The organism is Pontibacter sp. HSC-14F20, assembly GCF_019599265.1.
Taxonomy (GTDB): Bacteria; Bacteroidota; Bacteroidia; order Cytophagales; family Hymenobacteraceae; genus Pontibacter.
The window spans coordinates 169,937-195,962 of sequence record NZ_JAHZTC010000004.1 but is presented as its reverse complement, the minus strand read 5'-3'; the positions used below and the strand labels follow the sequence as shown (position 1 = coordinate 195,962).

24 protein-coding genes are annotated in these 26,026 nt (G+C 49.2%); 6 read left to right on the top strand and 18 right to left on the bottom strand.

Annotated elements, in window-relative coordinates:
- Positions 1–14: 14 nt before the first annotated feature.
- Together bshA and serA are read left to right on the top strand one after the other, a co-directional pair.
- The gene (gene bshA, locus K3G39_RS05985) at positions 15–1,163 is read left to right on the top strand and encodes an N-acetyl-alpha-D-glucosaminyl L-malate synthase BshA (protein ID WP_220625266.1); all 1,149 of its coding nucleotides are present in this window, start codon (positions 15–17) and stop codon (positions 1,161–1,163) included.
- 218 nt (positions 1,164–1,381) lie between these two features.
- The gene (serA, locus tag K3G39_RS05980; protein ID WP_220625265.1) at positions 1,382–3,274 is read left to right on the top strand and encodes a phosphoglycerate dehydrogenase; all 1,893 of its coding nucleotides are present in this window, start codon (positions 1,382–1,384) and stop codon (positions 3,272–3,274) included.
- A gap of 258 nt (positions 3,275–3,532) precedes the next feature.
- Here the strand turns inward: serA and K3G39_RS05975 are convergent, their stop codons facing one another.
- On the bottom strand, positions 3,533–4,066 hold the full coding sequence (locus K3G39_RS05975; protein WP_220625264.1) for a hypothetical protein: 534 nt from the start codon (positions 4,064–4,066) through the stop codon (positions 3,533–3,535).
- 156 nt (positions 4,067–4,222) lie between these two features.
- Here K3G39_RS05975 and K3G39_RS05970 point away from each other — a divergent pair, with 156 nt between their 5' ends.
- Positions 4,223–4,570 (top strand): iron-sulfur cluster assembly accessory protein, encoded by a 348-nt coding sequence (locus tag K3G39_RS05970; RefSeq protein WP_220625263.1) that lies wholly within the window; start codon positions 4,223–4,225, stop codon positions 4,568–4,570.
- Between the two features lie 88 nt (positions 4,571–4,658).
- Here K3G39_RS05970 and K3G39_RS05965 read toward each other — a convergent pair whose 3' ends face one another.
- The 13 genes from K3G39_RS05965 to K3G39_RS05905 all read right to left on the bottom strand — a co-directional run bounded on the left by K3G39_RS05965 (position 4,659) and on the right by K3G39_RS05905 (position 17,647).
- Positions 4,659–4,871 carry a hypothetical protein gene (locus tag K3G39_RS05965; RefSeq protein WP_220625262.1) on the bottom strand — a complete coding sequence of 71 codons (213 nt, stop codon included), beginning with the start codon at positions 4,869–4,871 and terminating at the stop codon, positions 4,659–4,661.
- Between the two features lie 40 nt (positions 4,872–4,911).
- A complete protein-coding gene (locus tag K3G39_RS05960) occupies positions 4,912–5,799 on the bottom strand; it encodes a ChaN family lipoprotein (protein WP_220625261.1) in 888 nt (295 codons plus the stop codon).
- 57 nt (positions 5,800–5,856) lie between these two features.
- The gene (locus tag K3G39_RS05955) at positions 5,857–6,393 is read right to left on the bottom strand and encodes an STM3941 family protein (protein WP_220625260.1); all 537 of its coding nucleotides are present in this window, start codon (positions 6,391–6,393) and stop codon (positions 5,857–5,859) included.
- A 91-nt stretch (positions 6,394–6,484) separates the two neighbouring features.
- Positions 6,485–7,819, bottom strand: a complete 1,335-nt coding sequence (locus K3G39_RS05950; protein ID WP_220625259.1) for an ABC transporter permease — start codon at positions 7,817–7,819, stop codon at positions 6,485–6,487.
- Positions 7,812–8,723 (bottom strand): ABC transporter ATP-binding protein, encoded by a 912-nt coding sequence (locus K3G39_RS05945; protein WP_220625258.1) that lies wholly within the window; start codon positions 8,721–8,723, stop codon positions 7,812–7,814. Before K3G39_RS05945 ends, K3G39_RS05950 begins: the two co-directional genes overlap by 8 nt.
- Positions 8,724–8,918: 195 nt before the next feature.
- On the bottom strand, positions 8,919–10,070 hold the full coding sequence (gene dnaJ / locus K3G39_RS05940) for a molecular chaperone DnaJ (RefSeq protein ID WP_220625257.1): 1,152 nt from the start codon (positions 10,068–10,070) through the stop codon (positions 8,919–8,921).
- 3 nt (positions 10,071–10,073) lie between these two features.
- Positions 10,074–10,640, bottom strand: a complete 567-nt coding sequence (locus K3G39_RS05935; RefSeq protein ID WP_220625256.1) for a nucleotide exchange factor GrpE — start codon at positions 10,638–10,640, stop codon at positions 10,074–10,076.
- Positions 10,641–10,811: 171 nt separating this feature from the next.
- A complete protein-coding gene (gene obgE, locus K3G39_RS05930) occupies positions 10,812–11,804 on the bottom strand; it encodes a GTPase ObgE (protein WP_220625255.1) in 993 nt (330 codons plus the stop codon).
- Positions 11,805–11,916: 112 nt separating this feature from the next.
- Positions 11,917–12,504 (bottom strand): adenylate kinase, encoded by a 588-nt coding sequence (locus K3G39_RS05925; RefSeq protein WP_220625254.1) that lies wholly within the window; start codon positions 12,502–12,504, stop codon positions 11,917–11,919.
- A gap of 115 nt (positions 12,505–12,619) precedes the next feature.
- Positions 12,620–13,162: a hypoxanthine phosphoribosyltransferase gene (gene hpt / locus K3G39_RS05920; RefSeq protein ID WP_220625253.1), complete on the bottom strand. Its 543-nt coding sequence runs from the start codon at positions 13,160–13,162 to the stop codon at positions 12,620–12,622.
- 98 nt (positions 13,163–13,260) lie between these two features.
- A complete protein-coding gene (locus K3G39_RS05915; protein ID WP_220625252.1) occupies positions 13,261–15,507 on the bottom strand; it encodes a sodium-translocating pyrophosphatase in 2,247 nt (748 codons plus the stop codon).
- 270 nt (positions 15,508–15,777) lie between these two features.
- Positions 15,778–16,701: a hypothetical protein gene (locus K3G39_RS05910; RefSeq protein ID WP_220625251.1), complete on the bottom strand. Its 924-nt coding sequence runs from the start codon at positions 16,699–16,701 to the stop codon at positions 15,778–15,780.
- A 31-nt stretch (positions 16,702–16,732) separates the two neighbouring features.
- Positions 16,733–17,647 (bottom strand): M20/M25/M40 family metallo-hydrolase, encoded by a 915-nt coding sequence (locus K3G39_RS05905; RefSeq protein ID WP_220625250.1) that lies wholly within the window; start codon positions 17,645–17,647, stop codon positions 16,733–16,735.
- Between the two features lie 110 nt (positions 17,648–17,757).
- Here K3G39_RS05905 and K3G39_RS05900 point away from each other — a divergent pair, with 110 nt between their 5' ends.
- A complete protein-coding gene (locus tag K3G39_RS05900) occupies positions 17,758–19,002 on the top strand; it encodes a lipopolysaccharide assembly protein LapB (protein WP_220625249.1) in 1,245 nt (414 codons plus the stop codon).
- Between the two features lie 59 nt (positions 19,003–19,061).
- Here the strand turns inward: K3G39_RS05900 and K3G39_RS05895 are convergent.
- The 3 genes from K3G39_RS05895 to K3G39_RS05885 form a co-directional block, all read right to left on the bottom strand.
- Positions 19,062–20,326 (bottom strand): IS3 family transposase gene (locus K3G39_RS05895; protein WP_220625248.1). Its coding sequence is split into 2 segments (ribosomal slippage): positions 19,062–19,960 and positions 19,960–20,326, totalling 1,266 coding nucleotides; the frame shifts between segments, so codons are not numbered across the junction.
- Between the two features lie 107 nt (positions 20,327–20,433).
- A complete protein-coding gene (locus K3G39_RS05890; RefSeq protein ID WP_220625247.1) occupies positions 20,434–21,399 on the bottom strand; it encodes a UDP-glucuronic acid decarboxylase family protein in 966 nt (321 codons plus the stop codon).
- Between the two features lie 2 nt (positions 21,400–21,401).
- Entirely contained in the window at positions 21,402–22,754 is a 1,353-nt protein-coding gene (locus tag K3G39_RS05885; protein ID WP_220625246.1) for a UDP-glucose/GDP-mannose dehydrogenase family protein, read from the bottom strand.
- Between the two features lie 571 nt (positions 22,755–23,325).
- Between K3G39_RS05885 and K3G39_RS05880 the strand changes: the two genes are divergently transcribed.
- The gene (locus K3G39_RS05880) at positions 23,326–24,225 is read left to right on the top strand and encodes an alpha/beta fold hydrolase (RefSeq protein WP_220625245.1); all 900 of its coding nucleotides are present in this window, start codon (positions 23,326–23,328) and stop codon (positions 24,223–24,225) included.
- A 17-nt stretch (positions 24,226–24,242) separates the two neighbouring features.
- Positions 24,243–24,488 carry a hypothetical protein gene (locus tag K3G39_RS05875; RefSeq protein ID WP_220625244.1) on the top strand — a complete coding sequence of 82 codons (246 nt, stop codon included), beginning with the start codon at positions 24,243–24,245 and terminating at the stop codon, positions 24,486–24,488.
- A gap of 78 nt (positions 24,489–24,566) precedes the next feature.
- On the opposite strand, the gene K3G39_RS05870 is transcribed toward K3G39_RS05875, so the two are convergent.
- Positions 24,567–25,970, bottom strand: coding sequence for an FAD-binding oxidoreductase (locus tag K3G39_RS05870; protein WP_220625243.1), 1,404 nt, complete (start codon positions 25,968–25,970; stop codon positions 24,567–24,569).
- Positions 25,971–26,026 lie beyond the last annotated feature (56 nt).

Below are 26,026 nucleotides of genomic sequence, written 5' to 3'. Positions count from 1 at the left end.
CTCAGCATAAAACCATGAAAATCGGAATAGTTTGTTACCCTACCTTTGGGGGAAGCGGCGTAGTCGCCACTGAACTCGGCAAGGCGCTGGCCCTTAAAGGGCATCAGGTACACTTTATTACTTACAGCCAACCGGCCCGGCTCGACTTCTTCAACGAGAACCTGTTCTACCACGAAGTTTATATCCCGAATTACCCGCTGTTCCAGTACCCACCCTACGAACTGGCGCTGGCCAGTAAAATGGTAGATATCGCCCGTTTCGAGAAACTCGACGTGCTGCACGTGCACTATGCCATACCCCATGCTTCGGCGGCCTACATGGCCAAACAGATCCTGCGCACCAAGGGTATCCACATACCTATCATCACGACGCTGCACGGCACGGATATTACGCTGGTGGGCAAGGACGCTTCTTTTGAGCCGGTGGTGACGTTCAGCATCAACCAGTCGGATGGCGTAACGGCTGTTTCAGAAAGTTTGCGTACCGAGACTTACGAGTTCTTCCAGATCGAAAAAGAGATTGAGGTTATACCTAACTTCATTGATCTGAACAAATTCAAACGCCAGAAAAAAGAGCACTTTAGAGCGGCTATCGGCCCGAACAACGAAAAGCTTTTGGTGCATACTTCCAACTTCCGGGGCGTGAAGCGTGTGGAGGACGTGATCCGGATTTTTGCCAAAGTGCGTGAGCAAGTGCCTTCCAAGCTACTGATGGTGGGAGACGGACCTGAGCGCCCTAAAATGGAGAAGCTATGCCGCGATCTCAATATTTACAACGATGTGCGCTTTTTGGGGAAGCTGGAGGCTGTGGAAGAAGTGCTGTCCATCGCCGATCTGTTCCTGATGCCGTCTGAGAAAGAGAGCTTTGGCCTGGCTGCACTCGAGGCGATGGCCTGCGAAGTACCCGTAATTTCGACTAATGCCGGCGGTATCCCTGAGTTGAATGTGCACGGCCTCACTGGTTTTGTGAGCAATGTAGGCGATGTGGATGACATGGTGCGTAACGCCCTGCTCATCCTCGATGATGTCAATCTGCCAACTTTCAAGGCAAACGCTCTGGCTCGCGCCCACGACTTTGACATTGAGAAGATCGTGCCGCTCTACGAGCAATTCTACCAGCGCATCATCGACGCACAATTGGCTGAAACCAGTAATCCACTGTAATTCAGTAGTAAAGACAAAAATTCCGGCCGCTATACCTGTTGCCGGATTTTTTTATGTCCTATCTTTACTTTATGGTGTCGTGCACGATCATCCCAGTACTGTCACCTCAGCGAAAGGAGCGATCTGGATCGGGAAACACTTAAGCTAATATGGCGTGAGCATCCTGTATACCTTTTCTATACCTATACCTAGCTACTACCCTATTACCCGACCAAACCATGGCAAAAGATCAATACTACATCATTGACTTCGACAGCACATTTACACAGGTAGAGGCGCTGGATGAACTGGGCGAAATAACGCTCGAAGGCGAGGAGAACAAAGCGGAAATTCTGCAGCAGATTATGGATCTGACCAATAGTGCCATGGAAGGAAAAAGTTCGTTTACCGAAGGTTTGTCCAAGCGTCTGGCCTTACTCAAAGCCAACCGCCGTCACCTGAAGCCCCTGATCCACCTTTTGCAGAACAGAGTGTCGGACTCTATCAAACGCAACAAAGAGTTCTTTAAAGCCTACGCCGATAATATCCTGATTGTGTCGAGTGGCTTCAAGGAGTTTATCACCCCGATCGTGACCGAGTATGATATCAAGGAAGAGAATATTTACGCCAATACTTTTAAGTTTGATGAGCAGGGTAATATCATTGGTTTTGATGAAGAGAACCTGCTTTGCCTAGACCGGGGTAAAATAAAGCTACTGGAAGAGCTGGCCCTGGAAGGGGATGTATACGTGCTTGGCGATGGGTATACCGATTACGAAATAAAGGAGGCGGGACTAGCCAATAAGTTCTACGCATTCACCGAAAACGTGGTGCGCGACAGTGTGGTGGCCAAAGCCGATAACGTAGCTCCTAGTCTGGATGAGTTTCTGTACCAGCACAACCTGCCAATGGCCATCTCCTATCCTAAGAATCGGATTCGCGTGCTTCTGCTGGAGAATGTACACCCCAAGGCTTTGGAGTTGTTCAAGCGTGAAGGGTATCAGATCGAAACTGTATCGGGTGCTTTGAGCGAGGACGAACTCTGCGAGCGCATCAAAAATGTGTCGGTGCTAGGTATACGTTCCAAAACGCAGGTAACGAAGCGCGTGCTTGAGCATGCGAACAAACTGATGTGTATCGGCGCTTTCTGCATCGGCACTAACCAGATCGATCTTACGGCCTGTCTTGACGCAGGCGTAGCCGTGTTCAATGCCCCATACAGCAATACCCGCAGCGTGGTGGAGCTTGCCATTGGCGAGATCATCATGCTCTGCCGCAACGTGGTGGATAAAAGCACCAAAATGCACCAGGGTATTTGGGATAAATCCGCGACCGGCAGCGTGGAGGTGCGCGATAAGAAACTAGGTATAATAGGCTACGGCAGCATTGGTGCACAACTTTCGGTGCTGGCCGAAGCGCTGGGAATGGATGTGTACTATTATGATGTGATAGAACGCCTGCAGCTCGGCAATGCCCGTAAATGCGAGACACTCAAACATCTCCTCGAAATAGCTGATATTGTTAGCCTGCACGTGGATGGCCGCACCAGTAATGAAGGTATGTTCGGTGCCGAAGAATTTGCTGCCATGAAGGACGGGGCCATCTTTTTGAACCTGAGTCGTGGCCATATCGTGGATTTGCCTGCTTTGGTAGCGGCTATTAAATCAGGAAAGATACATGGCGCTGCGGTGGACGTATACCCTTACGAGCCCGCCACCAACGACGAAGAGTTTGTCAGCGAACTACGTGGTCTGCCTAACGTCATCCTAACCCCACACATCGGCGGCAGCACACAGGAGGCACAGGAAAACATAGGTATGTTTGTACCGAGCCGTATCATGGAGTATATCAATTCAGGCAACAGCTACCAGAGCGTCAACTTCCCGAACATACAGTTACCAGAGCTCAAAAATGCGCACCGCCTGATTCACATTCACCAGAACGTGCCGGGAGTGCTGGCCAATATTAACAACGTGCTGGCCGGTAATCAGGTCAACATTTTGGGCCAGTACCTGAAAACCAACGAACAGATCGGCTACGTGATCACCGACATCGACAAGCTGTACGACAAGAAAGCGATTGAGGAAATGAAGCAGGTACCGGCTACGATCAAGTTCAGGATTTTGTATTAAGATAGAAGCGTACTCTGTCAAATCAGTGAAAGTATACCTCACACCAGCCATATGACTTTAGCAGAATATATTAGAAAGATGTGCTTATTATTGGCTTCTGCTTTTTCTTGAACCGCTATCTTTATAGCCTGTTTTTGACTATGTTTCAGGTATAAATTTTTCGGGCAATTCTATTATTTGCACGATTCAGGCAGGATCTTAACTATCCCTCCAGGATACCTCCAACCTTTTACCTTTCTAACCACTCAACTTTTTAACTTAAAACACCTGCCCGATTTCCTGTTTCAGATAGCTAATTGCTCTGGCGGTTGGGTCGATCTCGTTGTTGAGAACATTTTCCAGGATGCGTTTGGCGAGTTCGGTGCCTTTCGCTTTTTCGTCGAGGCTTTGGAAAGATCTGTTGATCAGATTTACGACTTCCTCGCGGGCGTGCCGTACCTGCTGCCACGACTGTTCGGTCATATATACCTGTTGCGACATGTTGTGATTAAACTCGTTGCGGATTTCGGTGAGCAGAATGCGATGATACTCGGCGGCAGAATGTCCTCCGCCGCTCACGCGCAACAGCATATTACTTGGAGTGATGCGTTCCAGCAAAAGCACAACGCGTTCGTAGGCCTGCAGACGAATGGGGGTTACAACCTCAGCATTCTTATGACGCAGTTCCAGCAGGCGCAATTTGTAATCACGCTCCAGAACTCTTTTCAGCATCGAGTAAGCTACTGCGGCCACTAGTATGGCAGGTATAGAAATCTTAAGTATGTCCAGTATAATGTTGGTGCTCTCTTCCATTTGCAATTGTTTTGAACCTTAAATATCGGAAAAAATTAATTTAGGTTGGCATGAATCATTTTCAAGGTATAGCTGTTTAGCTAATACATTCGGGAGCCGCAGCAAAATTGCGAGTAATTGCGTAAATTGCAGCTCCATTTCAAATTTGAACAGATCATGGCAACTGAAACAAAAACTGCTCCGATAGCGCTTACTGAAAAAGCGCTGGTTGAGGTTAGAAATATAATGCAAGAGAAGAACGTACCTGCTGAATACGGCCTGCGCATTGGCGTGCAGGGCGGTGGCTGTTCAGGTATGTCGTACCTGCTGGGCTTTGATAAGGCAAAGGATACTGATGAAGTATACAACCTGGACGGTCTGAGCCTGATCATGGACAAGAAGCATGCGATGTATGTGCTAGGTATGGAAGTTGATTTCCAGGACGGCCTGAACGCACGTGGCTTTGTTTTCAACAACCCACAAGCCAAGAGTACCTGCGGTTGCGGAAGCTCATTCTCTGCTTAAAAACACCTTTCTTTCTCTTTAGTAGAAAGACAAAGCCCGGCCAATTGGTCGGGCTTTGTTGTTTTTATACCTGGGATGAACCTTTCAACTAGATGAAAATAAAAGTTATCAGAAAAACGAAAAGCAATGTGGCTAGCACCATGTCGAAAATATTCAGCGTTAGCGAACTGCCAGCTTTACTATAGCTTCCTTCATATTCTTCTGCCAGAACTTTTGCAATAGCTTCTTTCTTCCTATACCTTATTAGCAGGTATAGCCAACCTACTCCGGCTAATAAAATGTCACCTAATAAGAATTCCATGGATTAACTCTCAAACTCCTAAATTCTTAAACTCCCAAACTCAATAAGTCCGCGTCATACCCGACGGCACAACCAGTATAAAATCCGCCTTCTGCTTATGCTCTTCTGTTAACTTATCCAGGTTTTCCTGCAGTACAGTCGTGATGGTCAGCGTTTTTAGTTGCGGATTTCCCTGTTTCAGATACCAGCCAATTCCTTCAAAATTATCGGAGTGATAGGCGCCATTCAGGTGTAGCATTTTTATGCCACTGTTTGCCTGTTGTAAAATAAAGTGCGCCATAGTCGCGTCTTTTAGGGCCTGCGCCTGCACAATATTCTCGCTTTTGGTGTTGCCATGCGTGCTGTTGCCGAACATGGCGAGCATGTTCTTATACCCTGGCAAATCCATATCTACCTGCACGGGCAGCGGTGCGATGTAACGTTTGGCATCTGCCGACACATTTTCCAGCGCTTTCAGGCTGCCAGCTGATACCATGGCGGCATAGCGGCGCGGCACATTCGTCGCGATGAAACGTATAGACACCTCTTTGGCAAAGCGCACCACCGGTCGGTAGTCGGTTTTGTAGTTATTCCACGGCCTCGACTCCTGCTCAAAGTTATTCTCCGCCACCTGCCCCGACAGGTACTCGTTCAGCACCAGTTGTACATCAGCTTCAAACATTTCTGCACCGATAGCAAAGCTTTGCTGGTGGGCTTTGTGCAGATCCTTGGCTACTTCCAATTGAAGCCAGTGCGCGATCGGATCGTTGTGCTGCTCCCCAAACAGCACCACATCGGCCTTCTGCAATTCGTCCAGCATTTTGCCATACTTCACCTGCTTGCCCTTCGCGTTGAAAAGCTGGTAGGCGGGTTTGTCTTTGTCAGTGGCAGTGGCTATACCTGTAGTGAACATAAGCAGCAGGAGTGTGAGAAAGGAAAAATTAGTCATCTTTTCGTTATTAACTTTAACAGGTTATTGGTTTAGGAAACTATTCGGCTCAGTGGTTTAGAGCACTTTCCTGTTTTCTAATTCTTCACATACCAGCCGCTCTAACTCTTTATATTTAATCTGGAGTGAGTTCGCTGTAATGGAAAAGGGTGTTCCATACATCTTGTAATTCGTCTGCATTGCTTTCCTGGAGAACATATTAGTAGCACGCGCCATATATTTCTCAGGATTGTTAGTATGCAATAGCATTATCTTATTCGATACGATCTCCAGTGTTTCTACGCCAGTTATTTCCTGCCACCCAATTAAACCAACGCTTACCGCACTTGAGTTATCCGTAATACCTTCTTCATCAATCGTCAGCCCTACCTTCTTATCGAATAATTTTCTAAGGATGTACACTGCGCCCAACCCAAAGAATAGCACAGCAGCAACTCCAGCTATCCGGATAATCTCCTCACTCCTGAAAATTGGAGATATAAATCTGGCCGGCTCGGTTGCAAAGAAAACCCCTGCAACAACGAATGCTACGGCTCCCATACAGAAGAGCATCATTTTTGCTTTGCTAAGCGGGATTTCTATTATCTGGTTCATCGTCAAATATGCAGTTTCCCCTATCAAGTTACAAAAAAATAGCTGGCTCCGAAGAACCAGCTATTCTAATTTTATACCAATACCTGATCGGTTATACCCTGTAAAACAACCACTTCGACAATTCTTTGTAGTTGATCTTCTTGCCGTACATCAGTATACCTATGCGGTAGATTCTGGAAGCGATCCAAGTGGTGAAGATGAAGCCCAGGATCAACAGTCCCATCGAGAGCAGGAGCTCGCTGGCAGGCACACCGAACGGAATGCGCACCATCATCACGATCGGGGACGTAAACGGTATGATCGACATCCAGAACGCCACAGGCCCGTCCGGATTCTGAATCACCACGGTGTAAGACATGATAAAGGAGATGATCAGCGGGATCGTGATCGGGAACATGAACTGCTGCGTATCCGTCTCGTTATCCACGGCAGCGCCAATGGCCCCGAAGAGGGAACCGTATAGCAAGTAGCCGCCTAAAAAGTAAAACAGGAAACAACCTAGCAAGAGCGGAAAGTTCAGGTTAGAAATGGCACTGCTCACCTCTGATATTGTTGTTGCCTGGCTGGTTTCCTCTGTTTGCGTTGATTCTTCACCTGTTGCCAAATCCCGTCCGGCCTGCATTTGCTCGATTGGAGTAGGCGCCGGTTTGATACCGAACGCTGCCTGCACGCCGCTCACCACGATAGCCGACAGCACCACCCAAAGCAAAAACTGCGTCAGGCCCACGCCGGCTATACCTACAATCTTGCCCATCATCAGCTGAAAAGGCTTCACCGACGAGATCATCACCTCCACAATGCGGTTGGTCTTCTCCTCAATCACGCCGCGCATAATTTGCACGCCATACAGGAAAATGAAGAAGTATATGATCACTGCCCCAGTAATACCCGCACCCGAGGTCACCCATACGTTGCTGTCGCGTTCGCCGCTCTCGCTCAGATTCACGGTCGTCATGGTCACGTTGGCTTTCATCTTGTTGAGCATCTCACGGTCTATACCTGAGGCCATAAAACGCTGGCTCTCAATTTCTTTCTCGAGCATGTTCTCCAGCCTGAACTTCACTTGCAGACTGGTGTTTTTCTTGGAGTAAAGGCGTATACCTTCCGGCGTGTCCAGGTCGAATTTTGGAATGTGCAGCAAGGCGGTATAGTCGGTTTCCTGATAAGCCGTTTTAGCCTGCTCCAGCGAACTGGCAGCTATGGGTATAATTTTCAGGTCTTCTTTGCTTTCCAGCTTATCTGCAAAGAGTCCGCTTTCGTCCAGCACCATCACCACGTCATCGCTGTTGGAAACAGTGGCTAGCCAGGCAGGTATAACCATGAAAGCGGCCAGCAACAGCGGTGTCAGGAAAGTCATGATGATGAAGCTTTTCTTCCGCACGCGTGTCAGGTATTCACGTTGTATGATGAGCCAGATCTTATGCATGGTAGGTTTCTTTTACTTTTCGGATAAATATGTCATTGATACTCGGCACCAGCTCCACAAAAGAGTGCACCTCCACGCGTTGGATCAGGTAACGCAGCAAGTCGTTTGGCGAAGCGCCATCGAGCAAACGGATAGAAGCGCGGAACACACCATGGTTATCATGCTGCTCCAGCACCTCAAAGTCCGGTGACGTGATGAGCAATTGCCCGTTGCCAATCACCTGATATGTATCGGTCTTGTACGTGTCTTTGATTTCACGCACCGGTCCGTCGAGCACCTTGCGGGAGCGGTTGATCAGGGCAATGTTATCGCACAATTCCTCCACCGACTCCATGCGGTGCGTCGAGAAGATGATGGTCGCCCCGTTATCACGCAAGCGCAGGATTTCGTCCTTGATCAGGTTGGCGTTGATCGGGTCGAAACCAGAGAAAGGTTCATCGAGAATGATCAGGGAAGGCTCGTGCATGACCGTGGCCATAAACTGCACTTTCTGCTGCATTCCTTTTGAAAGGTCCTCGATGTTCTTGTTCATCCACTCCTTTATCTCGAAACGCAGCACCCACTCTTTGATTCTGGCCGTGGCCTCGTCTTTGGTCAATCCTTTGAGTTGAGCAAGGTATAGCAATTGCTCGCCAACCTTCATTTTTTTGTACAGACCACGCTCCTCGGGCAGGTAGCCCATAGACTTGATGTGCGAAGGCCGAAGTTTCTCACCCTTAAAGAATATTTCGCCGGAGTCGGCACCGGTTATTTGGGTAATGATGCGGATCAGGGACGTTTTGCCTGCCCCGTTTGGCCCCAGTAAGCCAAAAATACAGCCCGCCGGTATGTCAAAACTGACGTTATCGAGGGCAGTGTGATTGGCGTATCGCTTGGTCACACCGTCAATTTTAAGAATGCTCAATGCTTATAACCTTTTGGTATGTTCAAAAATAGACTTTTTGGGGCTGAGTGACAAGCGATATCAACAAAGCACTATACTTAATCGACTAACGCAGGTATAGGCTATACCAAATTCGGGTGCTGCCTTATATAAGCAACAAAAGCCTGCCTTCTCTACTGAAAAGGCAGGCTTTTGTTTATTTGGTTCTTTAAAAGCTTACTGAAAATAGTCTTTTACTTTTTCGAAGAAGCCTTTATCGCTTTTACCCGGATGTGGTGCGAAGTTGTTGGAATCACGCAGGCGCTCCAGTGCGGCACGCTCCTCGCTGCTCAGCGTCTTTGGCGTCCACACGTTGATGTGGATCAACTGATCGCCTTTTCCATACCCGTTGATGTCTTTCACGCCTTTGCCACGCAACCTGAAAATTTCGCCACTCTGCGTACCCGGCTTGATCGTGATTTTCACGCGGCCACCGATAGTCGGCACTTCGATATCGGCACCCAGTGCAGCATCAACAAAGCTGATGTACTGGTCGAATATCACGTTGTTGCCATCGCGCTTCAGGCTTGGGTGTTCTTCTTCTTCAATCTGAATCAGCAGATCGCCCGGCACACCGCCACGCTCCGGCACGTTGCCTTTGCCGCTCATGGAAAGCTGCATGCCGTCCATTACACCGGCCGGTACGTTGATCGTGATCACTTCTTCCTGCAACTCACGTCCGCTGCCGTGGCAGGCTTCGCAGTTTTTGGTTACAATGCGGCCTTCGCCGTTACAGGTAGGGCAAGTTGCCGTGCTTACCATCTGGCCCAGCATGGTGTTCACCACCTTGCGTACCTGACCTGAACCCTGGCAAGAGCCACAGGTCTGCATGTCAGTGCCGTTCTTGGCGCCGTTACCACCACAGGTAGCGCAGGCTACATAGCGCTTTACTTTTATTTTCTTCTCAACGCCGTTGGCAATTTCCTCAAGGTTGAGTTTTAGCTTGATGCGCAGGTTGCTGCCTTTGCGGGTACGTCGGCCACCCTGACGGCCAGCGCCGCCAAAGAAGCTCTCGAAGCCGCCACCACCTCCGCCGCCGAAGATGTCGCCGAACTGGGAGAAAATGTCCTCCATGTTCATACCGCCACCGCCGCCGAAACCGCCGTTCATGCCTTGATGGCCAAACTGGTCGTAGCGCTGACGCTTCTGCTGGTCGCTCAGTACTTCGTATGCCTCAGCTGCCTCCTTAAACTTATCTTCTGCCGTGTGGTCGTCGGGGTTCTTGTCGGGGTGAAACTTAATAGCGAGCTTACGGTAAGCCTTCTTAATCTCCTCCGGACTTGCTCCTTTGCTTACACCTAAAACCTCATAATAATCTCTCTTAGCCATTGATTAAGCTCCTATGATAACTTTCGCGAAGCGGATTACCTTTTCATTCAAGGTATAGCCCTTCTCAATTACGTCTACTATTTTGCCTTTCAGTTCTTCTGATGGAGCCGGGATCTGGGTAACAGCTTCATGATAGTCGCTGTCAAAATTATCTCCTGCGTTGATCACGATCGGCTTCAAACCTTTGAGTTGCGTCACATGCTTCAGTTTATGAAACACCAGCTCCAGGCCCTGCAACAAGGCATCTACGTCTTTAGTTGCTTCCATCGACTGACGGGCACGCTCCATATCGTCCAGCACAGGCAACAGTTCGCTCATTAAATCTTCGTTTGCTGTTTTCAGCAGGTCCATGCGCTCTTTGTTGGTGCGGCGTCTGAAGTTCTCAAACTCGGCCATCAGGCGGATGTATTTATCTTTCATTTCTGCCAGTTCGGCTTCGGCCTGGGTTTCAGATCCACTTTCTTCTACTGTCTCCTCCGCCTGCTCCTGTCCGTTATTTTCTTCTGTGTTGGCAGTGTTATCCTGTAGTTCTGCGTTTTCCTGCTCTTTCTTGATATCTTTCTCTGACATAATGCCTTAAGAATTATAGGTTGATAGGTCTATTTTGTCTTTTCAATTGTCTTGCCAATTCTGATTTTGTGCCAGATTGGCATTTATTAATTGATAGATGCTGCTGCTAAAAAAAATCGGTAGCAAGCCTTGCAGCCTCTACCGATATGTATTTGTATGAAGACTGACGGACTACGAGTTGAGCGCTGACCAAATCATATCTTTTAATTGCGTAATATTTTTCTGCGTCATGCTGGAGATAAACACCGCTGGAATATCCTTTGGCAAAGTTTCACGCATCTCCGCTTCCAGCTCATCATCGATCATATCGGTTTTGGTGATCGCCAGAATACGTTTCTTGTCTAGTAGCTCCGGATTAAAAGTCTCCAGCTCGTTCACCAGTATTTTATATTCCTCCGCTATATCCGGGCTGTCGCATGAGATCATAAACAGGAGCATGGAGTTACGCTCGATGTGGCGCAGGAAACGCAGACCAAGGCCTTTTCCTTCTGATGCACCCTCGATGATACCTGGAATATCGGCCATTACAAAGGACCGGTAATCACGGTAAGCGACTACACCCAGGTTTGGCTCAAGTGTCGTAAATGCATAATTTGCAATTTTCGGCTTGGCCGCCGATACCACAGACAGTAAGGTAGATTTACCGGCATTCGGGAACCCTACCAGGCCGACATCGGCCAGAAGTTTCAGTTCCAGAATTACCCACTCCTCTATACCTGGCTCACCCGGCTGGGCATAGCGCGGTGTCTGGTTGGTCGGTGACTTAAAGTGCGCATTGCCAAGGCCGCCACGTCCGCCCGGCGTCAGGATAATCTCCTGTCCGTCTTCGGTAATCTCGCACATGAACTCGCCGGTTTCGGCGTTACGGGCAATTGTTCCGAGTGGCACTTCCAACACATCATCTTTGCCTTGTGCACCTGTTGAGTGACTCGGGCCACCGCCCAGACCATTTTCGGCAATTACGTGCTTGCGGTATTGCAGGTGCAGCAAGGTCCACAACTGGGAATTGCCGCGCAGGATAATATGGCCTCCTCTGCCACCGTCGCCACCGTCTGGGCCTCCCATAGCGGTGCGTTTATCGCGGTGCAGGTGTGCAGAACCGGCACCGCCGTGTCCGGAGCGGGAACAGATTTTTACGTAATCAATAAAGTTGGATTGAGCCAATGCAAGTAATGCTAATAGGTATAAATTATAAGGTATAAGCAAGTCCGGAGCATCAAAGTTCCGGTTTGCTTATACCTTTCTGTATGAAGTCTAAGTTAGCCGCTTCGGAATGTTACTTCTGCTTTTCTTTCAGCGTGTCGACCTGCTCGCAGATCTCACCAAAAATTTCTTCGATCTCGCCGATTCCGTCCACTGCGCAGAACTTGCCTTGTCCGGCATAATAGTCGGCCACCGGCGTGGTTTTGGTGTTGTACTCCTGAATGCGCTTGCGAATCAGTTCCTCATTCTGGTCATCAGAACGGCCGGAAGTTTGTCCACGCAGCAATAGACGCTTGGTAAGCTCTTCATCGTCCACTTTCAGGGCGATCATGCAGGAGATTTCAGTGCCATGATCCATCAAAAGCTTGTCCAGCCCCTGCGCCTGAGGTACCGTGCGAGGGAAGCCGTCAAAGATAAAACCACCTGCGTGGCTGTGCTCCTTCACTTTATTCTCGATCATGCCGATCACCACTTCGTCGGGCACCAGCAATCCGTTATCCATCAGAGACTTCGCTTTCATCCCCAGTTCAGTACCAGCGGCAATCTCTGACCGAAGCAAATCGCCGGTAGAAAGGTGGATCAGGTTATATTTATCTATCAGCTTTTGGCTTTGCGTACCTTTACCAGCACCAGGAGGGCCAAACAAAACGATGTTGAGCATATCTTTGATTTATGATAAAAAACAAATTTAAGTATAAAATCGGTGTATTGTTCAATATTTTTTGAGTCGCGCCTGGTACTGTGCGGTGCTTGATGCCTCTGCCAGCTCTGGTTCTCTAAGACACAATTTTGTAAATATCGCGCAGGTTGCGGCCCAGGCCATTATAGTCCAGTCCGTAGCCTACCACAAAATCGTTCGGTATAGATTTGGCAACATACTTCACATCCAGTTGATGCTGCAGGCACTCCGGCTTCATAAGCAGGGTAATAACCTCGATGGATGAAGGATTCTTTTCGTTCAGCTGTTGCAAAAGCGCATTTATGGTATGGCCCGTATCCACAATATCTTCAATGACCACCACATCACGCCCTTCGATGTTATCTGTCAGGCCCAGCACCTCTTTTACCTGCCCAGTGCTCTGCATATCCTGGTAAGACGACATGCGGATAAACGAGATCTCGCATGGGATGTTGATGCGCTTCATCAGGTCGGCCGTAAACATGAACGATCCGTTCAACACGGCCAGAAAAAGTGGATTCTTGCCAGCGTAGTCCTGCTCAATTTGTTCTGCCAGCATCACTATGCGTGCAATGATTTCTTCTTCGTACATGTAGGTACTGAACTCACAATCGTGTATCGTAATGGTGCGGGGCTCCATATAGCGTATAGGTCTTGTTGGTAAACAAAGGTACGGATAATAAAAAATAAGCCCAACCGAAAGGATGGGCTTATTTATACCTACAGGTAATATACAGGTTATCTGGCTGTAATCCCAGCTATAACAACTGTATTTTCAGGATTAATGACCTGTCCGGTAGCTGGCGCCTCATGCTCCAGTTGCATGTTCAGGTTCGGTTCTTCAGGTATAGCCGGGGTACGCTCCGTGGCTATGTGAGGTGCAATTACCAACGACACGATCGACATCAGCTTGATCAGAATGTTCATAGAAGGACCGGATGTGTCTTTGAACGGGTCACCTACGGTATCGCCCGTTACGGAAGCTTTGTGGGCGTCAGAGCCTTTATACTCCATCTTGCCATTGATCTCTACGCCTTTCTCAAACGACTTTTTGGCATTGTCCCAGGCGCCACCGGCGTTGGACTGGAACATCGCCATCAGCACACCCGACACGGTTACACCGGCCAGCAGACCACCTAGGATCTCGGCAGAAGGCGTATCTGCAAATACATCTCTGAAACCAAAGCCCACTAACACAGGCACGATCAGGGCAATAGCACCTGGCAACATCATTTCACGGATAGCCGCTTTTGTGGAGATGGCCACACACTTTTCATATTCAGGCTGACCTGTGCCTTCCATGATACCTGGAATTTCGCGGAACTGGCGGCGCACTTCATGCACCATAGCCATGGCCGCACGGCCTACTGCCGCAATACACAATGCCGAGAAGATGAACGGAATCATGGCACCGATAAACAGGCCGGCCAGCACAGGCGCTTTGTAAAGGTCAATGGATTCGATACCGGCTATACCTACGAAAGCAGCAAAAAGGGCCAGTGAGGTTAGAGCCGCTGATGCAATCGCGAAGCCTTTACCGGTAGCGGCCGTGGTGTTCCCTACGGCATCCAGAATATCGGTACGACCGCGCACTTCTTTTGGCAGCTCGCTCATTTCGGCTATACCACCGGCATTGTCAGCAATAGGACCGAATGCGTCGATAGCCAGCTGCATGGCAGTAGTTGCCATCATACCGGCTGCTGCAATAGCCACACCGTAAAGACCGGCAGAAGCATAAGACAATACGATACCGGCAGCCAGCACGATGATAGGCAACACTGTAGAGTGCATACCTACCGCCAGACCCGCAATGATGTTGGTGGCGTGACCAGTAGACGACTGCTGCACAATCGAATTAACAGGCTTTTTGCCCATGGCCGTATAGTATTCCGTAATAATACTCATCAAAGTACCTACAACCAGGCCTACAATCACAGCGATAAAAACACCGTTTGAAGTAAACTCGAAGTTACGCAGGTTCATGTTTTCCGGCAGCATCCAGTGGATAGCGAAGTAAGCGCCAACCGCCGTCAGGGCAACAGAGATCCAGTTTCCTAAGTTTAGAGCACCCTGCACGTCACCGCCTTCTTTTACCCGGATGAACAGCATACCGATCAGGGAGAACAAGATACCTAGGCCAGCGATAAACATTGGTAGGATGATCGGGGCCATGCCGCCGAAATTATCTTCAGAAACTACTTCACGACCCAGCACCATCGTTGCCAGAATAGTAGCCACATACGAACCGAAAAGGTCAGCTCCCATACCTGCCACGTCGCCTACGTTATCACCCACGTTATCTGCAATGGTAGCGGGGTTACGCGGATCGTCTTCTGGTATACCTGCTTCTACTTTACCTACTAAGTCGGCACCCACGTCGGCTGCTTTGGTATAAATACCACCGCCAACGCGCGCAAAAAGGGCAATACTTTCAGCACCCAGCGAGAAACCGGTGAGCACTTCTAATGCCACTTCCATTTCGTGACCATTCACACTGCCATTCACACTGTGAACAAAGAAGTAGTAAAGCACGATAAAGAGCGAGCCCAGGCCCAGTACAGCCAGACCAGCCACGCCCATACCCATTACCGAACCACCCGCAAACGATACGCTAAGGGCGCGAGACAAGCTTGAGCGTGCTGCCTCTGCCGTACGCACATTGGCCTTTGTGGCAATGCGCATACCTATAAAACCAGCTACGGCAGAAAAGAGAGCACCCATGATAAAGGCTAGTACAATGGTCCAGTGTGATTTCTCACCGGTATAGCCCAGGTAAAAAAGGAATATGCTGGCGATGATTACGAAATAGAAAAGCACTTTGTATTCCGCCTTCAGGAAAGCCATTGCGCCATCGGAAATGTGGCGGGCGATCTCCGTCATGCGTTCGTTGCCTGCTGCTTGCTTCGTTACCCAGGCCGACCTGATAAAGGTATAGATGAGAGCTGCCACACCAAATCCAGGAATTGCGTAGAGAATAGGTTCCATTCAGTAAGAGTTAGTTTTGTTAAAAGGGTTCAGATTCGGAAAATTGCTATATAGAGCTATTAAAGAAAGCCTATTCATTTGACTTTTCCAAATATTTGCTTTCAAAGCTACTTTTATCATTCATCATTTATTCTCTTATTACTAAGCCTTTTGCAGAGGAATTTACTTAAGAGAATTATACACATCCAATAAATCTCCCCTTAACACATAAAAAGGCACAAAAGGGCCACTATAGTTGGTAGTCAACGAGGTAGCAAAGACGGGTCAGGATTAGAATTTAGCGAGAGGGAACAGAGTATAGATACTATCTAAGCATGCGTAAACACGCCTTTTGAACCTATCTTTAAACCGTGCCACTTCTAATAATGTGTAGGAAAGTGTAGGATTAAAAAGCAGTGCTGCATACGATATGTTTGACTGCATTAGGATAGCGTGCCTGCAGAGGGATAAGCAGTAGCAATCCAAAATTGCCTCTTCGCCTAGTTTATAGCGATTCAAAAACTTTAAATTAGCATGAACAGCTTCATCATTATCCGAGCGAAATACATCATTAATGAGCAGCTTACTGCCATACTTCTTCTTTAACAAGTTAAGTGTCCTGTTGTCATCTGTAGACACAAACAGGTAGTCATATTTATGAAGCCTTCTATCGATTTCACTCAAAAATGTCTCTGTGGGTACAGGATCAATTTCTTTCCCATGATCGGTTCGCCGTATTTGTACGCCGAGAATCTTATTCGCATCAAAAAAAACCTTTTTATCGAGCAGCTTTTGTGCTATTTCTTTCTTGAACACAAGCTGCTGTACAAAGCCATGCATGCGAATGAAATGCTTACGTCTCCAAATACGAAGCGGATAAACCTCTCTAAACGAATTGCTTGTTATATGAACCAGAGCTCCTTCACTTAAATTGCCCTGCTCAAAATAGTAATTCCAAATATTAGGATTTTCTATTGAGGGGTCAGTATATAAGTAAGGATGGTTACCAAAATCTATGTAATAAGAAAGACCATTGCGATGAGCTAAGTCAATACCATATATTGCCTGAATAAATAATGAGAAAAAGCCTCGCGGGCATGTGGCAGATTTAGCCTCACAAGGACAGTCGCTTACAAAACAACATACAGTATATATACCACCCTGCTGCATCTTTTCAAGTTTCTCTTCACTAAGCTCACACTTCTTTGGCTCCATATGATCTTTGGCCACACTAACCTATACTCGTCTACAACTTTACCATCAACTCCTTGTACAGCGCTACCATGCTCTCAATGTCTTTCTTGTGAACAATTTCATTTGGGCTGTGCACATTGTCCTCGGGCGCACCAACGAAGCACCAATCCCAGGGGTATGGGCCGTGCTGCAGTTCCTTGGCATCACTTCCGCCGGCACCTTCTACTTCCAACTGATAAGGTATACCCGAGTCTTTGGCTATACCTATAATTTTCTCAACATAAGACCTGCGGGGTATCAGGCTGTCGCGCATAGAAATTGCAACACCCTCTCCTGGTTTTACACCTTCGGTTACCCAGGTAATATCCGAGATAAGTGCCTGATGCACGCCATACCGCTCTGAGATGTATTTTGCCAGGTAGGCCACCGAACCCCCGCCATGCTCTTCCCAACTACTAAACGCGATGATGCCATTTTCCAAAGTCTCAGCGACTTGTAAAGCGCTCCATACCCCCAATCGGTTGTCGAGGTAACAGGATTGCACGGTTTCTTCTGTTTCCCGGAAATCGCATTTAAACACAAGCTCTGTCCCCCGTTCTATCTCACGTTCGTACTTATAGCTAATCTCGTGCTCGTCTTCATCAAACTCTAGCGTACACTCAATTTTTCCCTTTGCGTCCTCACCCACCAGCGTATAACCGGTTTGCAAGTCAGGTCCACCGATTTTTACCAGCTGCCTGCCATAGCGCACCGTGAAGCCGATTGTATCGATGTGCGCAAAAATGGCCGTCCTGGGCTTGCCAAATATTAACAAAATACAATCCTGAAAACCTTCTCCATAAACTACCACAGGTTGTTGTTTCCACTGAACTTTCTGTTCTTCAATGTAGTTAAGCAGAAAATCGGATAGCTTTTTTTCGTTGCCGGACGGTGCGTGTATGCTGCAGAGTTGTTTCAGAAGTTTCATGCAATATTTCTTTTGTATCAATTCAAAATTAATATAATTGTTGTACTTTTAATACCTGTTCACCAGATTAGGAGCTATTGGCACGACACTCCGGACTTTTCTTTTGACCTATGAATAAGATTGTACTTTCGTTTCTCGGTATCATCCTGTCACACTTTGCTTTGAGCCAAGGCTCTAAGGCGCAGTCTGACACAGCCATCAGAGAAGTGACGATACAATCAGTGGAGGTGATTCCTGCGGCCGGTAACATCAAAGGCATGCTGCTGATGGACAAAGACATCCAGTACGAGCTGGAAGGTGCCGTGGACAACATGTACAACTTCAAGTACGAACTGGCCGAGAAACAATTTAAATCGCTACGCCGCCGCTACCCGAACCACCCGCTGCCTTATTTCCTGATGGGTCTTAGCCAATGGTGGAAGATCGTGCCTACCAATATTCAAACCCTGGAGTACGACGACCTGTTTTTCGCTTACATGGATTCTACCATCCAGAAAGCTGAAAAGCTGTATGACCAGAATAACAAAGATTACGAAGCAGCCTTTTTCCTCTCAGCAGCTAATGGATTTGCTGGTCGACTACATTCTGAACGCAGCAACTGGCGCAAAGCAACCGTTGCCAGTAAGCGATCGCTGGAGTACCTTGAGAAAGCCAAAGCCGGCAACGGCCTGAGCCCCGAGTTTCTGTTTGGTGAAGCACTCTTTAACTACTACTCCATCTGGATTCACGAAAATTACAAGATGCTGCGCCCGGTACTGGCCTTTTTCCCAAGCGGAGATAAGCGACTAGGTATAAAACAATTGCGCTATGTAGCAAATAACGGTTTCTATACCGGTACAGAGGCCAAGTTCTTCCTGATGAAGATATATGCCAATGAGGAAGGCAACATGGAAGCGGCACTGGATCTGGTAAAGGGACTTGTGGAGAAATACCCGAACAATGCCTATTTCCAGCGTTTCTACGCACGTGCGCTTTTTGTGCAGGGTCATTTCACGATGGCGGAGCGGGTATGCCTTGATATTCTGAGCAAGCTCGATCGGCGTATGCCGGGCTACGAAGCCGTTAGTGGGCGCTACGCTTCTTATATCCTGGCTTATATCAACCAAAATAAGTACCGCGATTTCCAAAAGGCAAAAGCCTACTACCAGAGCTCTATCACATTCGCTGAAATAAGCAACGAGCGTGATTCCGGTTATTTTGTCAACTCTTATCTGAACCTTGCCCGCATTGCGAAGCAGGAACGCGAATTAAAAACAGCAAAGCACTATTATAGCATTGTACTGGATGCTACCGATAAAAAACATGCGGCCAACAAAGAGGCGAAAGATTTCATGAAAGCACACAAGAAAATTTAACTTTGCTATACCTTGTCTCGTCCTGATATAAGTTGACGGTTTTGAGACGAAGTTACTTTTTAAATTGAGACCTCCAATGCGTTTGTGTTGGAGGTTTTCTTTTTCCACTGTTTCACCTCTAGTTCCTGCTGGGCGTGCATCTGCTCAGGTGTCAGGAAATGACACGAGAGATGGGGCCTGAGGCGGTTGTAGATGCCCACTGACTCTCGGATCACTGCCACGGCCTCCAGGTGGTGGGCAAAGCCCCGCTCGAGGGCAAACTCATCCTTCAGAATGCCGTTCACCCGCTCGGCCACCGCGTTCTGGTAGGGGTCGTACTTTTCCGTCATACTCGGCCTTATCTGCGCCTTTTCCAGCAGCTGCTGGTACTCTGCAGCGCAGTAGGGCAGTCCCCGGTCCGAATGGTGGATCAGGTGAAACCCATACTTTCTTTTGCCCACAGCCATCCGCAGGGCCTGCAGGGGCCCCTCTGCCCGCAGGTCCTCCGAGAGGTGGTAGCCCATGATCTTTTTAGAGTAGGCGTCCGTGACCAGCGAAAGGTAGCTGTGCCCTTCCCGGGTGGGGATGTAGGTGATGTCTGCCGCCCACACCTGCTCGGGGCGCTCTATTTTGAGCCCCTCCACCAGGTTCCTGTGCTTTTTCATCCAGTGCTTTGAATCAGTCGTTTTATGGTAGCTCTTGCGAGGCTTGATCAGCAGGCCTCTTTCTCTTAGAATGGTAAAGAGCTTGTCTCGTCCCACCTGCAGCTGCTCCTGCAAGAGATGATAGAGCTTGCGGGTGCCCAGGCGCGGCATCTGCATCCGGATTTGCTCCGCCAGCTCCACGAGCTGATCGGCGATCTGCTTTTGTTCCAGAACTCTTGCCTGCCGCTGATAGTAGGCCTGGCGGCTGAAGCCAAGTAGTCGGCAGGCCACAGAAAGGCTTATTTGCTCTTTTTGGCGGAGCCGCTCGAGGGCCCCGCCACAGGCTTTTTTCGGATCTGGATCCCCATCTGCCCCTCGGCCACGTCAATGATGGTGTCCAGCAGCCTGGCCTTGAGCTCGGCTTCCCGGGCTCTTTTCTCGGAAGCCGCCAGCAGGGCCTCTAGTTCTTTGATGCGTTGGTTGGGTGTCTGGGGCATAGCGCTTGGATTGTAGTCCCAAGTTAAGCGACCGTGCTTACGAAGCCAAACCAGCACAGTGCTTCTGCCCTGGATGCGGTACTTTTTCTGGGCTTGCTTGTAGGTCAGATCCCCTCGCTCTACCTCGGCTACCACTTGTAGTTTAAAGCCTAAGGTGTAGTCGCGCTGACTGCGCTTGCTTTTTTTCTCTGCTGCTTTTTCCATATAAGGTTGATTTTAGTGTCAACCTATATTAGGACGGTACACCTTAATCAAAAAAGCCCTGACAATAGTTTTGTCAGGGCTTTTTTGATTTATCATTCGCCTGGTGCTTAGTTTACCATACGCTCGGCTGGCACCTTTACTTTTTCTTTGAAATATTCGAGTGTTTTCTGCAGTCCTTCAGCGCGGTCCACTTTCGGCTCCCAGCCCAATACCTCTCTAGCTTTCGAGATATCCGGCTGACGCTTCTGCGGGTCGTCGGTCGGCAGCGGCTGGTACTCCACTTTTAGCTCCACACCTGTCAGCTTGCAGATCTCCTCGGCAAACTGCTTGATGGTGATCTCAGAAGGGTTACCCACGTTGACTGGCATGTGGTAGTCGCTCAGCAGCAGGCGGTAGATGCCCTCCACCAGGTCATCCACATAGCAGAAAGAGCGTGTCTGGCTACCGTCTCCGAAAATGCTGAGCGGTTCACCGCGCAGGGCCTGGCTTAGGAAAGCAGGCAGTACACGGCCGTCGTCCAGTCGCATGCGCGGGCCATAGGTGTTAAAGATGCGCACGATACGCGTCTCCAGACCGTGGTGCATGTGGTAAGCCATGGTCATGGCCTCCTGGAAGCGCTTGGCCTCGTCATAGCAGCCACGCGGCCCCACCGGGTTTACATTGCCCCAGTAATCCTCACTCTGCGGGTGCACCAGTGGGTCTCCGTATACCTCCGAGGTGGAGGCAATCAGCATGCGGGCTTTCTTGGCCATGGCAAGCCCCAGCAGGTTGTGCGTGCCCAGCGAGCCTACCTTCAGCGTCTGAATCGGTATTTTCAGGTAGTCGATCGGACTAGCAGGAGAGGCAAAGTGCAGGATGTAGTCAAGCTCTCCCGGCACGTGCACAAACTTGGACACATCATGGTGATAGAACTCGAACTGCTCCAGTTGGAAAAGGTGTTCGATATTTTCGAGGTTACCCGTGATCAGGTTATCCATCGCGATCACGTGGAAACCCTCTTTTATGAATCTGTCGCACAGGTGGGAGCCGAGAAAACCGGCGCCGCCTGTAACTAATACTCTTTTTCTGGCCATACCTATACCGTCTCCTTGGTTTGCTGTGGAACAGTGGCCTGCTTGACGCCGATACCAAAGTAGGTAAAACCTTTCTCTTCCATCTCACGGGCATCGTAGATATTGCGGCCATCAAAGACCACCTTTTCTTTCATCAGCTTGTTGACTACGGCAAAGTTAGGCGAGCGGAACTCAGGCCACTCGGTCACCAGCAAGAGCGCATCAGCGTCGATGAGCGTTTCGTACTCATCCTTGCCGTACTCGATCGTATCGCCGAGCGAGTGTTTGGCCTCCTTCATGGCCACCGGGTCGTAGGCTTTCACCCTGGCGCCCTGTGCCAGCAGCTTTTCGATGATCACCAGTGAAGGCGCCTCGCGCATGTCGTCCGTTTTAGGTTTAAAAGAAAGCCCCCACACGGCAAAGGTCTTGCCTGTCAGATCACCTGAATAATAGTTCATTACTTTATTGAAGAGCACCGACTTCTGACGCTCGTTCACTGTCTCCACCGACTTCAATACTTCCATGGCGTAGCCGTTCTCCGAAGCCGTCTTGATCAAAGCCTTCACGTCTTTGGGGAAGCAGCTTCCACCGTAGCCGATGCCCGGGTAGATGAACTTGTTGCCGATACGGGCATCCGAGCCGATACCTTTGCGCACCATGTTCACGTCAGCGCCCATGATCTCGCACAGGTTGGCAATGTCGTTCATAAAGCTGATCTTGGTGGCCAGCATGGCATTGGCTGCGTACTTGGTCATCTCCGCGGAAGGGATGTCCATAAAGATGAGCGGGTGCCCGTTCATCAAAAAAGGCTTGTAGAGCTTCGACATCACCTGTTCGGCGCGCTCAGAGTCTACGCCCACCACAATGCGGTCGGGCTTGAGGAAGTCGTCGATGGCAGCACCCTCTTTCAGAAACTCCGGATTGGAAGCCACATCGAAGGCGATGTCGGCGCCGCGCGCCTCGAGTTCCTCGCGGATGGCGCGGCGCACCTTGGCAGCTGTACCCACCGGCACGGTGCTCTTGGTCACCACCACCAGGTAGTCACTCATGGAGCGGCCGATCTCGCGGGCCACAGCCAGCACATACTTCAGGTCGGCTGAGCCGTCCTCGCCCGGAGGCGTGCCCACAGCAATGAAGGCTACCTGGCAGCCCTGCACGCTGGCGGCAAGGTCGGTGGAGAAGGAAAGGCGCTCCTTCTGGGCGTTGCGCGTTACCATCTCCTCGAGGCCCGGCTCGTAGATGGGCAGGATGCCCTGCTTGAGGTTATCAATTTTCTTGGAGTCGATGTCAATGCAGGTCACGTCGATGCCCACCTCGGCAAAGCAGGTGCCCGTCACCAGGCCCACGTAACCGGTGCCAACTACAGCTATTCTCATAGGTAAATGTTATTAATGAAATACAAATCTAGCGTTATTTTAAAAAGCAACATGCCATCTCAACATACCTGTCCGCCTTCCAATACTGCCTTATCTCTTTATCGAAGACGGTACATGTATACTTTAGGAAAGCTTCACTATATGCAGGAAGCATCAATTTCTTGATAATGTTGTAAATAGTTGCACAGGGATGTTCCCCATGAAACACACACTTTTCAAAAGCAAAATTAAACATTTTTTAAGAAGGATTTGAACTTGGCTACCAATTATGACATCCAGCAGCGTGCTGAGCTGATCCCATGGCAGTGCCATTCCTTCAAAGTACCGCGAACCGGCGCCTTGTCTTACTTCGTTCAGCAAAAAAGAGTTGCGGTATATCCTCAAAAATTAAAATAAATCAATAGCTCTTCCTTTTAACCGACAGCCTGTGTTGCTAAGGCAGGTTATTTTATACCTACCCTGATGCCGCATTTCACATAATTTGGAGGCGAAGAACATAATTTTAATTTTCTCTACAACCTGTGTGCCTGTCTCAAGTATAGATAAGGGAAGCTAACACCCTGAGTCACCTATGAAACCAGACTGGCTGGACACCAAAGAATATCCCTTCAAATCCAATTATCTGGAATTAGAAGCTGGCAAGATGCATTATATCGATGAAGGGGAAGGGCACCCGATCGTTATGATTCACGGCACGCCTTCCTGGTCATTCGCATACCGCAACCTGATCAAGCTCCTGAGCAAAAAATACCGCTGTGTAGCACTGGACCTGATCGGCTTTGGTCTGTCTGACAAACCTAAGGACTGGAGCTACAAACCAAGAGCCCATGCCGCCAACTTTGAGCAACTCATGGCACACCTTGGTCTTAGCGAAATTACTTTGCTGGTACATGACTTTGGCGCGCCCATTGGCCTGGCCTATGCCATTAAACATCCTGAGAAAGTCCGGAGCATCGTGATGCTCAATACCTGGACCTGGTCGCTCTCAAACCATCGGGTGTTTTCAAAGGCCAGCAAATACTTGGTAGGCCCACTTGGCAAGTTTCTGCACTCCAAGCTCAACCTCACCACTGACCAACTAGTGCACGAGCTGTTCGGGCAGGAGAGTAAAATGCCAGAAAAGCTGAAGGACCAATACACTCACGCACTAGGCGATCCTGATGAAACTGTCAGTTCGCTGGCCTGCGCCCGGGAATTGGTAGGCGTTAGCAAATGGTATGATGAGCTTTGGAAGGAGCGCAAAAAAATACAGAATATCCCCACCCTCATACTTTGGGGAGAGCGCGACAAACTGGTCAAGATTGAGGCATTGCAGCGCTGGAAAAAGTTTTTCCATGAGTGCTACGTGCTGCACTTTGAGGACAGCGGGCATTTTCTGATGGAAGAGCACGCCGACGAAGTAGCCCAATACGTGAGCAACTTTATAAAAGAGGAAGACAAAAAGAAGGAGAAGACTTTACATAACACTTAAATTCAAAACTAGCGATTATGACGGAACCCGATAAAACCTTGAACGAAGCCTTGTTTCGCAGTCACCAAGCGACAGATAAGGATAACCAAGCCCAGAGCAAGCTATATAACATGAGCACAGGTCAGCAAAATGAAGAACAACACGACAATGCTAGACCTAAACTGCACGAAACACCGCGCAACCTGTTACAGTCCTGGGACACTTTGCGACAAATGGATATGGACCTAGCAGAGAAAAAGCCGGACCATGACCGTAAACCCTGATGAATACCGACATCCAGGTTATCCCCTGGTGCTATACCTATAAAAGCGGCAGCCATTGTATGACTGCCGCTTTCTTTTCTAGAATATCTTTCCGGGATTTAATATACCTTTCGGGTCGAAGAGTTGCTTTATACCTTGCATCAGTCTGAGTTGCACCTCGCTTAGCGCTATACCTATGTAAGGCCGCTGCACCAGACCTATGCCGTGCTCCCCGGAAATGGTACCTCCCAGCGAAACACACAACCGGAAGATTTCCTTTATACCTTCGGGCAGCTTGTTCTGCCAGTCATCGTCTGACATGTCGCCCTTTACGATGTTGATGTGCAGGTTCCCATCCCCGGCGTGCCCGTAGCAAACCGACTTGAACTTATACCTCTCCCCTATTTCCTTCACACCCCGAAGCAGTACCGGCAGCTCAGCGCGTGGCACTACTGTGTCTTCTTCTTTGTAAACAGAGTTGCTTTTTACGGCATGGCCCACGCTGCGGCGCAGGCGCCAGAGGTCTTCTTTCTGTTTTTCGGTATCGGCTACCAAGATGTCCCCTACATCAAATGTTTCCAGCACTTCGTATACCCGCTCCGCATCCTTGTACAGCAGGTCCATATCGTTGCCGTCGAGCTCTATGAGTAGGTGGGCGCGTTCATCAGCTGCCATGGGCACCTCTAAACTCAGGTAACGGCAGGCCCACTCAATGGCTTCCCGTTCCATAAACTCCAGCGCAGAAGGCACTATACCTGCGGTGAATATTTTGGACACGGCAGCGGCTGCCTCATCTTCTTTCCGGAAAGGCACCAGAAGTACCAGGTTCTGCGTCGGGTAAGGTATGAGGCGGAACACGATTTTGGTGATGATGCCCAAAGTGCCTTCACTCCCGACCATCAGCTGGGTCAGATTATACCCTGTGGCATTTTTGAGGACGTTGGCACCGGTCCAGGTAATTTCGCCTGTCGGCAACACGACTTCCAGGTTCAGGACATAGTCTTTGGTGACGCCATACTTCACCGCCCTTGGCCCTCCGGAAGATTCGCTCAGATTTCCACCCAACTGGCAGCTGCCACGGCTGGAGGGGTCGGGTGGGTAAAAGAGTCCGCGGGAAATCACGGCTTCCTGAAATACCTGCGTAATAACGCCCGGCTCCACAATCGCCTGCAAATTGCGTTCATCAATCGATATAATGGCATTGAGCCGCTCCATAGACAGCACCACACCTCCATGTACGGCCAGCGCTCCGCCACTCAGCCCTGTACCAGCACCACGAGGAGTTACAGGTATAGCATTTTCGTGGCACAGCTGCATAATACGGCTTATTTCTTCAGCGTTCTTAGGTTTGAGCACTACTTCAGGCAGGTAGCGCAGGTCCTCGGTTTCGTCGTGGGTATAGCGCACTATACCTTCCTGGTCGGCAGGCAGTACCAGGTGCTCCTGCCCAACGATGTTGGCGAAGGCTTCTACCAGATTCTGGGTTATCTTATTAAAATTCATTTTATATTAAATAGCTTATGCTTAATTTAGCAAGCCCGACAAAATTTTAGCCATCA